The 13,711-nt window shown below is 71.6% G+C and carries 12 protein-coding genes; 5 read left to right on the top strand and 7 right to left on the bottom strand.

From position 1 onward, the window contains the following. Positions 1 to 42 precede the first annotated feature (42 nt). Positions 43 to 744 (top strand): NUDIX domain-containing protein, encoded by a 702-nt coding sequence (locus tag DEJ12_RS01650; RefSeq protein WP_111029094.1) that lies wholly within the window; start codon positions 43 to 45, stop codon positions 742 to 744. Here the strand turns inward: DEJ12_RS01650 and DEJ12_RS01645 are convergent. Then, positions 727 to 1,344, bottom strand: a complete 618-nt coding sequence (locus DEJ12_RS01645; protein WP_111028829.1) for a TetR/AcrR family transcriptional regulator — start codon at positions 1,342 to 1,344, stop codon at positions 727 to 729. The genes DEJ12_RS01650 and DEJ12_RS01645 overlap by 18 nt on opposite strands. Positions 1,345 to 1,364: 20 nt before the next feature. After that, the gene (locus tag DEJ12_RS01640; protein WP_111028828.1) at positions 1,365 to 2,900 is read right to left on the bottom strand and encodes a PucR family transcriptional regulator; all 1,536 of its coding nucleotides are present in this window, start codon (positions 2,898 to 2,900) and stop codon (positions 1,365 to 1,367) included. Positions 2,901 to 2,992: 92 nt separating this feature from the next. Between DEJ12_RS01640 and gabT the strand changes: the two genes are divergently transcribed. From gabT to DEJ12_RS17910, 4 genes are all read left to right on the top strand, one after another. Further along, entirely contained in the window at positions 2,993 to 4,354 is a 1,362-nt protein-coding gene (gabT, locus tag DEJ12_RS01635; protein WP_111028827.1) for a 4-aminobutyrate--2-oxoglutarate transaminase, read from the top strand. 68 nt (positions 4,355 to 4,422) lie between these two features. Then, positions 4,423 to 5,910 (top strand): NAD-dependent succinate-semialdehyde dehydrogenase, encoded by a 1,488-nt coding sequence (locus DEJ12_RS01630; protein ID WP_111029093.1) that lies wholly within the window; start codon positions 4,423 to 4,425, stop codon positions 5,908 to 5,910. Then, the gene (locus DEJ12_RS01625) at positions 5,907 to 7,277 is read left to right on the top strand and encodes an NAD(P)/FAD-dependent oxidoreductase (RefSeq protein ID WP_111028826.1); all 1,371 of its coding nucleotides are present in this window, start codon (positions 5,907 to 5,909) and stop codon (positions 7,275 to 7,277) included. Before DEJ12_RS01630 ends, DEJ12_RS01625 begins: the two co-directional genes overlap by 4 nt. Positions 7,278 to 7,353: 76 nt before the next feature. Beyond that, positions 7,354 to 7,512 (top strand): hypothetical protein, encoded by a 159-nt coding sequence (locus tag DEJ12_RS17910; RefSeq protein ID WP_155896911.1) that lies wholly within the window; start codon positions 7,354 to 7,356, stop codon positions 7,510 to 7,512. 293 nt (positions 7,513 to 7,805) lie between these two features. On the opposite strand, the gene DEJ12_RS01620 is transcribed toward DEJ12_RS17910, so the two are convergent. The 5 genes from DEJ12_RS01620 to DEJ12_RS01600 form a co-directional block, all read right to left on the bottom strand. Next, positions 7,806 to 9,170 (bottom strand): NAD-dependent succinate-semialdehyde dehydrogenase, encoded by a 1,365-nt coding sequence (locus tag DEJ12_RS01620; protein WP_111028825.1) that lies wholly within the window; start codon positions 9,168 to 9,170, stop codon positions 7,806 to 7,808. A 22-nt stretch (positions 9,171 to 9,192) separates the two neighbouring features. Further along, positions 9,193 to 10,605 (bottom strand): APC family permease, encoded by a 1,413-nt coding sequence (locus tag DEJ12_RS01615; protein ID WP_111028824.1) that lies wholly within the window; start codon positions 10,603 to 10,605, stop codon positions 9,193 to 9,195. A gap of 132 nt (positions 10,606 to 10,737) precedes the next feature. Continuing rightward, positions 10,738 to 11,748: an agmatine/peptidylarginine deiminase gene (locus DEJ12_RS01610; RefSeq protein ID WP_111028823.1), complete on the bottom strand. Its 1,011-nt coding sequence runs from the start codon at positions 11,746 to 11,748 to the stop codon at positions 10,738 to 10,740. After that, on the bottom strand, positions 11,745 to 12,779 hold the full coding sequence (locus tag DEJ12_RS01605) for a nitrilase-related carbon-nitrogen hydrolase (RefSeq protein ID WP_111028822.1): 1,035 nt from the start codon (positions 12,777 to 12,779) through the stop codon (positions 11,745 to 11,747). The genes DEJ12_RS01610 and DEJ12_RS01605 overlap by 4 nt, the downstream gene beginning before the upstream one ends. Before the next feature lie 39 nt (positions 12,780 to 12,818). Beyond that, entirely contained in the window at positions 12,819 to 13,529 is a 711-nt protein-coding gene (locus DEJ12_RS01600; RefSeq protein WP_181433006.1) for an Abi family protein, read from the bottom strand. Between the last annotated feature and the right edge of the window lie 182 nt (positions 13,530 to 13,711).

The following is a 13,711-nucleotide window of genomic DNA, read 5'->3' as shown; positions in this document are numbered from 1 at the left end:
AGCGGACGGAGACCTGCCGAGGTGCCCCGCTACGGTGACCGGGTGACCGACGAACGCACCACCGTCCAGCGTCCCGGAGTGGACGTCCCCGACGACCGTGGTCGGACGGGCCTCGACGCCGTGGGCCGTGCCCTGGACCGCAACCCGGACGTCGTCGTGCGGGACGTCGAGGTGGTGTCGAACGGGTGGCACGTGCTCCGCCGCACGACCCTCGACGTCCGGCGCCGTGACGGTCGGTGGGACCGGCAGCAGCGCGAGACCTACGACCGCGGCAACGGCGCGACGGTCCTGCCGTACGACGCCGAGCGCGGCACCGTCCTGCTCACGCGGCAGTTCCGGTGGCCGGCGTACGTGAACGGACACCCGGACGGCATGTTGATCGAGGCCGCGGCGGGACTGCTCGACGAGGACGACCCCGAGACCGCGGTGCGGCGTGAAGCGGTCGAGGAGCTCGGCATCCGGCTCGGTGCGCTCGAGCACCTGGGCGACGTGTTCATGAGCCCCGGTTCGGTCACCGAGCGGGTGCACTTCTACCTCGGCGCGTACACCCCGGCCGACCGGGTCGAGGCCGGTGGCGGCGTGGAGGACGAGGGCGAGGACATCGAGGTGCTCGAGGTGCAGCTCGACGAGGCGCTCGCGATGGTGGCGGACGGTCGGATCGCCGACGGCAAGACGATCATGCTGCTGCAGTGGGTGGCAACGCGGTCAGTGGCACTGCGGCGGGTGTCACCCCGACAGGGCTGACCCGTCCAGGCCCACCGCTCGTGCGATCGTCGTGCGGACCAGGCCCTCGCGGGTCGGGCGGTCGAGGTAGTCGACCAGGGCGTACCCGTTGGTGGCGTCGACGAGCGCGAAGAGCAGGCGTCCGACGCCGTCCGGGTCGTCGGTGTGCAGCACACCCGCGCGCACCCCGTCGGCGACGACCGTGGTGGCGAGGATCTGCCAGTCGTCCATGACGTCCCGTGCCGCGGTCGCCAGTTCCGCGTTCGTGCGGCCGATGCTCCACGCGTCCGCCCACAGGGTGGCGACGTCGTCGCGGGCGGGATCGGCGATGCAACCGAGCAGGGTGCGGAGGCCGGAGACGGGGTCGGGCGCAGCGGCGACGATCGCGCGGACCTCGGCGACCTCGGCGTCCGCGACGGTGCGGAACGTCTCGCCGACCAGGTCCTCCATGCTCGGGCGGTAGTGGGCGACGAGCGAGGGCGCGACCCCGATCACGGCGGCGACCCCGCGGAGCGTCACCGCCGCGAGGCCCTCGGCACGCGCCAGTTCGACGGCGGCCACCGTGATCTGGGATCCGCGTTCGGCCGGGCTCAGGCGCCGGCGGGCCGGTGTCGACGGCATCGTCCCACCGTATCCGCGCGTCACGCGCCCTCGACCACGAAGGCTGCCCAGAGGTCGGCCCGGGTCGAGAAGACGGAGAGGTCACGGTCGAGGAGCCGACCGGCGTGCTCCACCCGGGCGCGGGCGGTGTGGCGGTGGATGCCGAGGACCCTTGCGGCGCGGTCGTACTCGCAGTTCTCCCGCAGCCAAGTCCGGACGGTGCCCGTGAGCTCGGTGCCGGCCGTGCGGTCGTGGTCGAGCAGCGGGGCGAGGAACGCGCGGGCGACGGCACCGGCGTCCACGTCGACGTGGGCGAGGTGGGCGAGCACCCCTTCTCGGGCGAGGTCGCCGAACTCGGTGGTGCCCGGGCGTCCTTCACGACGTCGGTCGAGTGCCTGCACGGCCTCGGTGCGGGCGCGCCCGAAGGACCGGTACGCGGCGCCGTCGGACAGGCCGGCGCGCAGGTCGAAGCGGTCGACGAGTTCGGCGACGATCCCGGTGTCGTCCGCGTTCACGCAGAGGAACACGGCGTCGTCGACCGCGAAGAACAGGTGCCCCGGACGCTCCTGCACCCACAGTTCGAGCAGGTCCACCACGGTGTCGAGGTCGTGGTCGGGGACGTCGACGGCCGCGATCCGGACGGGTTCGGCGGGCAGCGGCCCCCACACCTCGCGGGACGTCGCCTGCACCACCTCGGGTTCGCCGACGGACAGCATCGTGAGGAGTCCGGTCCGCAGGAGTCCCCGGGCACGGGCGAGCTCGCGGTTCTGCTGCAGGGCGAGGCCGGCCAGGGCGATCACGGCCGTGACGACCTCGCGTCCGGCCCGGTCGAGTGCTCCGCCGTTCGCGATCGCGAGCACGCCGCTCAGGTGCCCGCCGCTGCCGAGCGTCTGCAGGGTGTACCCGACGCCCCGGTCCGTGGCGACCGGCAGGCTCGCCCGCTGCCCGGAGCGCAGCAGCCGCAGCACCTCGGTGCGCAGGAGGTCGAGGTCGGCGGCGGGCAGCCCGTCGGCGGGGTGTCCGCGGTCGAGCCGCCCGGAGACGTCGAACAGGCCGACCCACCCGTCGAGCTGCCGGGACAGCTCGGCGATGGTCGCGCCGAGTCCGTCCGGTCGCATCGCGGCGAGGGAGATGGCGCGCTGCGCGGCGAGGGCCCAGGCGCCGCGCGCGTTGGCGTCCCGCGCGACCGCTTCGGCGTTGGCCTGCGCGACCGCGATGAAGGAGGTCTCGTAGGGGACCTCGAACAGCGGCAGTCCGTGCCGGGTGCAGGCGGTGACCAGGGCGTCGGGGGTGCCGGCGCGGACGACCTCGGTGCCGAACCCGAGTGCCACGACACCGCGGTCCACGAGCCGGCGGACGTAGGCCTCGGCGACGTCGTCGCGCACGTCGACCTCGGCACCGAACTGCGTGCCGGTCGTGAGCAGCCCCTGTCCCTCGGCGAGGAACGGCGTCGGGTCCTCGAGGTCCGAGCTGTGCAGCCAGGACAGCGGGGCATCGAGGGCGTGCTCGTCCGCGTCCGTGAGTGGGCGCAGGTGGAGTTCACGCCGGTGCAGCAGGGAGCGCAGCGTTGCGGGCATGCCGTCACCCTATCCACCGGGTCGATCCCCCTGGGGGTCGATGTACGCCGTGGACAGTACGAGTATGCGGTGGTGGCTCCTACCATCGCGGCATGTCCTCCACCGCAGCGTCCGCGACCCGAGCGACCACCGGCGGCCCGTCGCTGCCCCAGGAACGACGGCTCGTCACCGCCGTCCCGGGTCCGCGATCGCAGGAGCTGCTCGCCCGGAAGGCCGGCGCCGTCGCGGCCGGGGTCGGCGTCGCCGTGCCCATCGCGGTCGTCGCGGCCGGTGGCGGCGTGGTGGTCGACGCCGACGGCAACTCGTTCGTCGACCTCGGGTCCGGGATCGCCGTGACGTCGGTGGGCAACGCCCACCCCGGCGTGGTCGCCGCCGTCACCGAGCAGGTCGCGGCCTTCACGCACACGTGCTTCACCATCGCCGCCTACGACGGGTACGTCGCCGTCGCCGAGGCGCTCAACCGGCTGACCCCCGGCGACCACGAGAAGCGGACGGCGCTGTTCAACTCCGGGGCCGAGGCCGTCGAGAACGCTGTCAAGATCGCCCGGAAGCACACCGGTCGGCAGGCCGTCGTCGTCTTCGACCACGCCTACCACGGCCGCACGAACCTGACGATGGCGCTGACCGCGAAGAACCAGCCCTACAAGAACGGCTTCGGGCCGTTCGCACCCGAGGTCTACCGCGTCCCGATGTCGTACCCGTTCCACGACGGGCTGTCGGGGCCCGAAGCGGCGAAGCGTGCGATCAGCCAGATCGAGAAGCAGGTCGGCGCCGAGAACACCGCCGCGGTCCTGATCGAACCGATCCAGGGCGAGGGCGGCTTCGTCGTCCCGGCACCGGGGTTCCTGACCGCGCTGTCCGAGTGGACCACCGCCAACGGCGTCGTGTTCATCGCCGACGAGGTGCAGACCGGGTTCGCCCGCACCGGGGCGATGTTCGCCAGCGAGCACGAGGGGATCGTGCCCGACGTCGTCACGACCGCCAAGGGCATGGCCGGCGGACTCCCGCTGTCCGGCGTGACCGGGCGTGCGGCGATCATGGACTCCGCCCACGTCGGTGGCCTCGGCGGGACGTACGGCGGCAACCCGATCGCCTGCGCCGCAGCCCTCGCGGCCATCGACGCCTTCGAGCACGACGGACTCGTCGAGCGTGCCGGAGCCATCGGCACGGTCCTGCTCGACGCCCTGCGCAGCGCCCAGGCAGATGACCCCCGCATCGGCGACGTCCGCGGCCGCGGTGCGATGGTCGCGATGGAGCTCGTCGACCCCGCCACCGGTGATCCCGACCCCGGGCTCACCGGACGGGTGGTGCGGTACGCGTTCGAGCACGGGGTCATCGCCCTCACGGCCGGCACGTACGGCAACGTCGTGCGCTTCCTGCCGCCGCTGTCGATCGACGACGACCTGCTCCGCGACGGCCTGACCGTCGTCCTCGACGGACTGGCCGCGTCGTGAGCGCGACCATCCCCGCGACAGCCTGGCCCAGCGTCCCCGACGCCACCGGACCAGCAGCCGAACAGGCGGTGCTCGACCGCGTCCCCACGGGCCTCCTGGTCGACGGTGTCTGGCAGCCGGCGGCCGACGACGCGACCTTCGCCGTCGTCGACCCTGCGACCGGCGAAACACTGCTGCGCATCGCCGACGCCTCGCCCGAGGACGGCCGGAAGGCGCTCGACGCTGCCGTCGCCGCACGGCACGGCTGGGCGACCACGCCGCCGCGGCAGCGCGCCGAGGTGCTGCGCCGCGCGTTCGACCTGCTGCAGGAGCGACGCGAGGAGTTCGCGCTCCTGATGACGCTGGAGATGGGCAAGCCCCTGGCCGAGGCCCGCGGCGAGGTGACGTACGGCGGCGAGTTCCTCCGCTGGTTCTCGGAGGAAGCGGTCCGCATCGGTGGTTCGTACGGCACCAACCCCGAGGGGACCGGCCGCGCCACCGTCGCGCACAAGCCCGTCGGGCCCGCGTTCCTGATCACGCCGTGGAACTTCCCGTTGGCGATGGCGACCCGCAAGATCGCTCCGGCGCTCGCCGCCGGCTGCACCGTCGTCGCGAAGCCGGCCGAACTGACGCCGCTGACCACCCTGCTGTTCGCCGACCTGCTCGTCGAGGCCGGCGTGCCCGCCGGGGTCGTCAACGTCGTCCCGACCACGCACGCCGCCGACGTCTCCGCGCCCCTGATCGCCGACCCCCGCCTGCGGAAGCTGTCGTTCACCGGTTCGACGCCGGTCGGACGGACGCTGCTCGGCCAGGCGGCACAGAACGTGCTCCGGACGAGCATGGAGCTCGGCGGCAACGCCCCGTTCCTGGTGTTCGCCGACGCCGACCTCGACCTGGCGGTGGAGGGCGCGCTCGCCGCGAAGTTCCGGAACACCGGCCAGGCCTGCACCGCCGCGAACCGGTTCCTGGTGCACGAGGACGTCGCCGACGAGTTCACGCGCCGGGTCACCGAACGGGTCGCCGCGATGCGGGTCGGCCGGGGGACCGAGGACGGCGTCGTCATCGGGCCGCTCATCGACGCCCGCGCCGTGGACAAGGCCCACCGCCTGGTCACCGACGCTGTCGAGCGCGGGGCGACGGTCCGGACCGGCGGGCATCCGGTCGACGGGCCCGGCACCTTCTACGCGCCGACCGTCCTGACCGACGTGCAGCCGGGCAGCGCGATCCTCGACGACGAGATCTTCGGGCCGGTGCTCGCGATCCGCACGTTCCGCTCCGAGGACGAGGCCGTGGCCGCCGCGAACGACACCGAGTACGGTCTGGTCGGCTACGCGTTCACCGAGGACCCGGCACGCGGGCAGCGCCTGATGGAGCGGCTCGAGACCGGCATGCTGGGGCTGAACACCGGGGTCGTGTCGAACGCCTCGGCACCGTTCGGCGGCGTGAAGCAGTCCGGCCTCGGTCGCGAGGGCGGCGGCGAGGGCATCGCCGAGTACCTCGAGACCATGTACACGCTCACCCCGGACCCGTTCCGGCACACCGACAGCACCACGACCGCACAAGGAGCAGCTCGATGATCGAGAAGGACGTCGTCGTCATCGGAGCCGGTGTCGCCGGTCTCACCGCCGCGAACCGCCTGCGGGCTGCCGGCCTGCGGGTCGCCGTGCTCGAGGCCCGCGACCGCGTGGGGGGCCGCACCTGGACGAACGACATCGACGGGGTGACCCTGGAGATCGGCGGGCAGTGGGTCTCGCCCGACCAGACCGCACTGCTGGAGACCCTCGACGAGCTCGGGCTGCAGACGTACGACCGGTACCGCAAGGGCTCCAGCGTCTACATCGACGCCGACGGCACCCGGACCGAGTACACCGGCGACATCTTCCCCCTGCCCGAGGCCACGGCGAACGAGATCGAACGGCTCGTCGCCGTCGTCGACGAGTACGTCGCGAAGGTCGACCCGGCGCGCCCCTGGGAGACCCCGGACGCAGCCGCCCTCGACGAGGTCTCGTTCCGTGCCTGGCTGCACGACCTCAGCCCCGACAGGGTCGCGACCGACAACGTCGAGCTGTTCATCGCCGGCGCCATGCTCACCAAGCCCGCGCACGCGTTCTCCGCACTGCAGGCCCTGCTGATGGCGGCGTCCGCCGGCAGCTTCACCAACCTGGTCGACGCCGACTTCATCCTGGACAAGCGGGTCGTCGGCGGCATGCAGCAGGTGTCCGAGCGGCTCGCCGAGCGCCTCGGCGGCGACGTGCACCTGAACGCGCCGGTCCGGACGCTGCGCTGGAGCGACGACGGGGTCGTCGCCCTCGCCGACGGTGGGATCGAGGTGCACGCCCGACAGGCACTCGTCGCGGTCCCGCCGCCCCTGTACTCGCGGATCTCGTACGAGCCGCCGTTGCCCCGACGCCAGCACCAGCTGCACCAGCACCTGTCGATGGGCTTCGTGATCAAGGTGCACGCCGTCTACGACCGTCCCTTCTGGCGTGCGGCGGGCCTGTCCGGCACCGCGTTCAGCCCGTACGAGGTCGTGCACGAGGCGTACGACAACACCTCGCACGGTTCCGAGCAGGGGACCCTGGTCGGGTTCGTCTCCGACCAGCACGCCGACGACCTGTTCGCGCTGTCGACCGAGGAACGGCGGGCCCGGGTGCTCGCCTCGCTGGCGCACTACTACGGTGACGAGGCCCTGTCGCCGGTCGTCTACTACGAGAGCGACTGGGGCACCGAGGAGTGGACGCGCGGCGCCTACGCGGCGAGCTTCGACCTGGGCGGGCTCGTCCGCTACGGCGCCGACCAGCGTGCCGCGGTCGGTCCGATCCGCTTCGCTTCGAGCGACCTGGCCGGGCAGGGCTACCAGCACGTCGACGGTGCCGTGCGCATCGGTCGCGAGGTCGCCGAGGAGATCCTGGCGGTCGTTCCGCAGGCCGCTGCGACGCGGTAACCACCTCGGTGGATCACGGCTGAGTGACCTGTCCAGGTACTGACGTACCCAGGCGCTCGCGCGTACCGTCCGGGCCATGAGTGACGCAGCGAACGGGTCCAGTGACCCCACGAAGGACCAGGAGCAGTACACCGAGGACCTGCCGGACGGGTCGCCCACGGGCGACGCGACGGAGGACCCGCAGCAGGACAGCGACACGGACTCCGGCGGCGAGCCCGCCGACCCGCAGCAGTAGCGGCGACCCACGAGCGGAGCGGCGGCGCGGCGGCATGAGACGCCGGCGTGTTCGCTCGACGCCTCCACGTCAGCGAGACGCCGCCGGATCCGGCGGCGTTTCGCGCGTTCCGCGGCGTCGAAGCGTGACGACGGCGTCTTCCGGTGGCGACGTGGGAGCGGCGACCGACGAGCGGACGGGAGGCGCGGTGCCAGCTTGCACCGCGCCTCCCGTCCGTCGTGGGCCCGCTGCAACACACCGGCGTCTTGATCGGACGCCGTCCCGTCAGCGAGACGCCGGCGTCTCCGCGCCGGTCAGCCGATGCGGATCAGCTTCTTGTTCACGAACTCGTCGGCCCCCAGGGGGCCGAGCTCGCGGCCGAAGCCGCTGCCCTTGACGCCACCGAACGGCAGCTCCGGGCTGTCCGCGCCGACGATGTTCACGTAGACCATGCCGGCCTCGATCCGGTCGGCGACCCGGAGTGCCTGGTCGGCGTCGGTGGTGAACAGGTACGAGCCGAGGCCGTACGGGGTGTCGTTGGCCAGGGCGATCGCCGCGTCCTCGTCGGCGACGCGGTACACGGCGGCGACGGGGCCGAAGAACTCCTCGCGGTAGGCGTCGTTGTCCGGTGTGACGTCGGTCAGGATCGTCGGCAGGAAGGCGTTGCCCTGGCGGTCGCCGCCCGTGACGACGGTCGCACCCTGCGCGACGGCGGCAGCGAGCTGTTCCTGGAGCCGGTCGGCCGCGGCCGGGGACGACAACGGACCGAGTTCGGCACCGGGCACGCTCGGGTCCGTCGGTTCGACCGCCGACATCGCCGCGGTGAACTTCGCCAGGAAGTCGTCGTACAGGCCGTCGACCACCAGGAACCGCTTCGGGGCGTTGCAGACCTGGCCGTTGCCCTCGAGCCGGGTGGTGACTGCGGACTTGACGACGGCGTCCAGGTCGTCGGTGGACAGCACGATGAAGGGGTCCGAGCCGCCGAGTTCGAGCACCACCTTCGTCAGGTTCCGGCCGGCGATCTCGGCGACGGCGGCACCGGCGCGCGCCGAACCGGTGAGCGAGACGCCCTGCACCCGCGGGTCGGCGATGACGTCGGCGACCTGGTCGTTCGTCGCGAACACGTTCGTGTAGGCCCCGGCCGGGAAGCCAGCGTCGTGGAAGATCCGCTCGATGGCCAGGGCGGACTCCGGGCACTGCGGTGCGTGCTTGAGCAGGACGGTGTTGCCGATGACCAGGTTCGGACCGGCGAACCGGGCGATCTGGTACGCGGGGAAGTTCCACGGCATGATGCCGAGCACGACGCCGATCGAGGCCTTGCGGATGAACGCGGACCCCTCGGACCCGTCCGCCAGGGTGATCGGCTGGTCGGCCAGGAACTCCTCGGCGTGGTCGGCGTAGTAGTCGTAGATGTCGGCGCAGAAGTCGACCTCGCCCTCCGCCTGGTCGATCGGCTTCGCCATCTCGCGCACGATCGTGGCGGCGAGTTCTGCGTGCCGCTCCCGGTACAGGTCCGCGACCCGGTGGAGCAGGGCTGCACGGTCGGCGACCGTCGTCGTCCGTGACCACTCGGTGTGGGTGCGGTCGGCGGCTGCGACGGCGTCGTGGAGCTCGGCGTCCGTGATGGTCGGGTAGGTCTCGAGGGTCGTGCCCGTGGTGGGGTCGGTGACGGCGTACATGGCGTCCTCTCGTGGTGGCCGGTCAGGCCTGGTCGGTCAGCTGCTTGTTCACACCGGTGACGGGCTGGTTCTCGTCGAAGCCCTTCGGTGCGACCCGGAAGCCCTTCGTGATGACGAGCAGGTAGACGAACCCGATCGCCGCCCACACTCCTCCTGCGATCAGGGCGTCGGCATGGAGCTGCGACCAGAGCACCCCGGTCAGGAGCATCGCGACCCCCGGCAGCACGATGTAGCGCCAGCGGTCGCCCGCCGTGTGACGACGTCCGTTCCGGATCGCGAAGTGCACGATCACGGTGGCGTTGACGAAGGTGAACGCGATGAGGGCGCCGAAGTTGATGTAGGCCGCGATCGTGTCGAGCGAGAAGCTCATCGCCAGCAGGGTGACCGCGCCGACGAAGACGACGTTGAACACCGGGGTGTGCGTCCGGGGGTGCACGTAGCCGAAGACACGCTTCGGCAGCACGTTGTTCCGGCCCATCACCATGAGCATGCGGGCGACGCTGGCGTGCGACGCGAGACCCGAGGCGAGTGCGGCGACGAACCCGGCCGACACGAGGACCGCCTGGAACACCGGGCCGCCGACGAGCAGGCCGATCTGGGGGAGCGGGTCGTCGGTGAACTCGCCGAACGGTGCGTTGGTGGGGAAGCGGAGCTGGGCGAAGTAGGCGGAGACCAGGAAGATCGCGCCGCCGAGCAGGACGGTCAGCATGATCGCCTTCGGCATGATGCGGATCGACTTCGCCTCTTCCGTGTACATCGTCACGGCGTCGAAGCCGATGAACGAGAAGCACACCACCGTCGCCCCGGTGAGCAGGGCCGACATCGTCACGCCGTCGTGCACGAAGGGTTCGGCGCTGACGATCGTGCCCGCCCCGGCACCGTGGGTGAGCTCGATGACGGTGAAGACCACGAACGCGATCATCGCCAGGACCGCACCGATGAGCAGCACCATGTTGAGGTTCGACGTGCCGCGCATCGACAGGCAGATCACCGTCGTCACGAACACCGTGTACACGACGACGGTCACCCACGGCGGCAGCCCCGGGAACACCTGCTCCAGGTAGAGCCGGATGATCAGGGCGTTCACCATGGGCAGCAGCAGGTAGTCGAGCAGTGACGCCCAGCCCACCATGAAGCCGAGGTTCGGGTGCATCGACTCCCGGACGTACGTGTACGCGGAACCGGCGGCGGGGTAGACGCGCACCATCTTCCCGTAGCTGATGGCGGTGAGCGCCATGATGACGAGGGCGATGAGGTACGCGCTCGGCACCGCGCCGTCGGTCTGCTCGGAGACGATCCCGAAGGTGTCGAACACGACCGTCGGGGTCATGTAGCCGAGGCCGAGTCCGACGATCGCCCAGAGCCCGAGGCTCCGCTTCAGCGACCCGCCGCGCACCGGTGCTGCCGGCGCGGTGACCGCGATCGGTGATGCCATGTGACTTCCCTGCTCTTCGGGCCGGGCAGCGTCGCCCGGATCAGTTCGGAGCACCATACCGACGGGTCGGCAGTGGGCGGACCGGCCGCGGTGTACAGGTGATCGGGACCCGCTGTACACCGCGGCAGTGGTTCAGGTCACCGGTTGCTGCTGCGTGATGCAGTGCAGCCCACCACCCCGCGCGAACACCTGTCTCGCGTCGATCGAGCGCACCCGTCGGCCCGGGTACGCCTCGGCGAGGATGCCCCTGGCACGGTCGTCAGCGACCGGGTCGCCGAAGGCGCAGGCGATCACGGCGCCGTTCACCACGACGTGGTTCACGTAGTTCCAGTCCACCGGTCCGCCGTCGTCCGACAGCGTCGACGGGGCGGGCAACTCGATGATCGTCGCGTCGGTCGCCTGCTCGAGCGCTCGCCGGATCTGGGGCATGACCAGGTGGTCCGGGTGGCCCGCATCCGGCTGGGCGTGCAGCAGGACCGTGCCCGGATCCGCGAAGGTCGCCACCATGTCGACGTGCCCCCGGGTGCCGAAGCCGTCGTAGTCGCGCGTCAGACCGCGGGGCAGCCAGACCACCCGCGTGGCGCCGATCGTGCGCGCCAGCTCCAGCTCGACGCGCTCCCGGTCGGCGTACGGGTTCCGTCGCGGGTCGAGCTGCACCGTCTCCGTCACGAGCGCGGTGCCGGCGCCGTCGACGTGGATCGCACCGCCCTCGTTGACGAGCAACGACGGGATCCGCGTGGCTCCCGCAGCACCGGCGACCGTGGCGGCGACCGCAGCGTCACGCGTCCACGTCGACCAGGAGTTCGCGCCCCAGCCGTTGAAGACCCAGTCGACGGCGCCGAGCGCACCGGTCACGTCGTCGACGACGAACGTCGGGCCGATGTCGCGCATCCAGAAGTCGTCGAGCGGTGCCTCGAGCACGTCCACGCCGGACGACAGCAGGCGACCGGCATCCGCCCCTGCGACCGGGTCCACGACGACGGTGACCGGCTGGTGCTCACTGATCGTGTTGGCCGTGGTCGCCCACGCCGTCCGCGCGGCCTCGGCACTCGCCGCGTCGTCGCCGAGCGTCAGGCCGGGGCGCGGGAACGCCATCCAGGTGCGTTCCTGCGGAGCCGTCTCGGGAGGCATCACCCACGTCATGCGCGCGCCTCGGGCCCGGTGGTGGCCGGTTCCACGGCCAGGGCTGCGTCGATCGCGTCGCGTGCGCCGTACGCGTGGCGTTCCTCGTCGACGGGTTCGACGAGTCCGGCGTACAGGTCGGGGCGCCGGGTCACGTAGAAGGGGAACAGCCGGAGCCACTCCGTCCGGGCGTCGAGGTCGAGGTCGGCGACGAGCACCACGCTCGCGTCACGGGGAGCTTCGACGAGCACGCGGCCGAACGGGTCCGAGATGAACGACGAGCCGTAGAACGTGATGTCGCCCTCGTCGCCCCACCGGTTCGGCACGACCATGAACTGCCCGGCCGTGATGCCGTTCGCCACGATCACCCGCTGCCAGATCGGTGCGGTGTCGAAGTCGGTGAAGGTCGGTTCGGAGCCGATGGCCGTCGGGTACACGAGCACCTCGGACCCGGCGAGGCCGTAGGACCGGGCCACCTCGGGGAACCACTCGTCCCAGCAGGTCGGCAGCCCGAGGCGCGCGCCGAGTCCGGCCGGCTCGTACACGGGGAAGGCATCGTCGTCGGTCCCCGGGCGGAAGTACGTGTCCTCGTGGTAGCCGGCGCTGATCGGGATGTGGGTCTTCCGGGTCCGGCCGACCAGGGTGCCGTCGGGCGCGACGAGGACGGCGGTGTTGTAGCCGCGGGGGTCGTCGGGCTGGTCGTCGTCGTCCGGCCGCTCGTACAGCGAGGCGTGCACGAACACCCCGTGCTCGATCGCCTGGGCACGGGCGAAGGTGACGGTCGGACCGTCCTGCAGCGACTCGGCGAGGTCCTTCGGGGTCCCGCTCGCCGGGGTGTCGCCGGGGTAGCGGCGCAGCGTGAGTTCGGGCAGGAACACCGCGGTGGCTCCGTGCGCTGCGGCGGTCGCGATGCCGTCGGCGAGCTGGGCCAGGTGCTCGTCCGGGTCGGGGAGCCACCGCATCTGGACGAGGGCGACGCGGAGGGACCGGCGGGGTGCGCCGGTGTCGGCGTGCAGCGGCGACGGGAGCGAGGGTGTGGTGACGACGTCCATGCGCCATTGTTGATCGCATGGTCAACGCGCGCAAGACCTTCACGCGGTTTGCCATTCACGCCGCGGGTCCTCCTTGATGAGCCGCCGTAACGGACTGCGGGCGGCCGCGAGCGCGGGGTAGTCCTGATCGAGGCTGGCAAGCAGGGCGAGCATGCCGTTGAGCCGGTGCCGGACGTCCACTTGCAGCAGGTTGTCGTGGTGAGCGACACGATTTCGGAGTCGGCGGAGCGTCTCGAGTTGGAGCCCGATCGTCTGCCGGCTGGAGTCGTTCGACGACGCACCGGGGAAGGCCGCAGACAGCGCGGCACCCCACAACAGCTGCTGGCGCGCAGGCGACTCGGATCGGGACACCGGGCGGATGAGCTTGACCCACGAACCGAACATGAGTTGAGCGACGACGTCGTCGTGGCTCGGGACGGTGCCGGATCGGGGGTGCTCCGCGTGACGGTCTGATGCCTCTTGAGCAGCTCGACTCCGGGCATCTGCCAGCTGCCGACGAAGCAACGCGTACAGCGGTTCGACCGTTGCACCCGCGGTGCTCCAATCCGGCGTGCTGCCCTTCCTGGCGTTCCACTCGGTCAACTGGAGGTCGAGAGCATTGCGCACGGCGATCTCGACGAACGCGATCTGGCCGTGGAGTGCCCCGGCCAGTTGTCCAGCCCAGAGGTACAGATCGCTCGCGCGGCCCAGATCACCGTCGGCGGCACAGAGGTAGGTCGCGAGTCGGGCAGGGCTGACCAGACGCTCCAACGCGCTCGGTTGACTGCCTGACGACGAGGCCCTAGCGTTGACGGCACGAGCGTCGGGCTTGGACCGACGTGCATACCCCGAGATCCCCCCGCTGAGCGGGGGGATTTCTGTTTCCCGGGGGTCTCGTTCCCAGGGGTCGCGGTGCATCCGGCAACGCTAGGACTTCGGCACCACCGTGGGAA

Origin of the sequence: Curtobacterium sp. MCLR17_059, assembly GCF_003234665.1 — a bacterium.
Lineage (GTDB): Bacteria > Actinomycetota > Actinomycetes > Actinomycetales > Microbacteriaceae > Curtobacterium > Curtobacterium flaccumfaciens.
Note: the sequence above shows the minus strand (reverse complement) of the source record. Positions and strands in the feature narration are given on the sequence as shown.

Bases quoted from the DNA above. Each gene is read 5' to 3' on its own strand.
- DEJ12_RS01615 (WP_111028824.1), bottom strand. From the start codon at position 10,605: ATGGCATCACCGATCGCGGTCACCGCGCCGGCAGCACCGGTGCGCGGC.
- DEJ12_RS01620 (WP_111028825.1), bottom strand. From the start codon at position 9,170: ATGTACGCCGTCACCGACCCCACCACGGGCACGACCCTCGAGACCTAC.
- gabT (WP_111028827.1), top strand. From the start codon at position 2,993: ATGTCCTCCACCGCAGCGTCCGCGACCCGAGCGACCACCGGCGGCCCG.
- DEJ12_RS01610 (WP_111028823.1), bottom strand. From the start codon at position 11,748: ATGACGTGGGTGATGCCTCCCGAGACGGCTCCGCAGGAACGCACCTGG.
- DEJ12_RS01645 (WP_111028829.1), bottom strand. From the start codon at position 1,344: ATGCCGTCGACACCGGCCCGCCGGCGCCTGAGCCCGGCCGAACGCGGA.
- DEJ12_RS01625 (WP_111028826.1), top strand. From the start codon at position 5,907: ATGATCGAGAAGGACGTCGTCGTCATCGGAGCCGGTGTCGCCGGTCTC.
- DEJ12_RS01605 (WP_111028822.1), bottom strand. From the start codon at position 12,779: ATGGACGTCGTCACCACACCCTCGCTCCCGTCGCCGCTGCACGCCGAC.
- DEJ12_RS17910 (WP_155896911.1), top strand. From the start codon at position 7,354: ATGAGTGACGCAGCGAACGGGTCCAGTGACCCCACGAAGGACCAGGAG.
- DEJ12_RS01640 (WP_111028828.1), bottom strand. From the start codon at position 2,900: ATGCCCGCAACGCTGCGCTCCCTGCTGCACCGGCGTGAACTCCACCTG.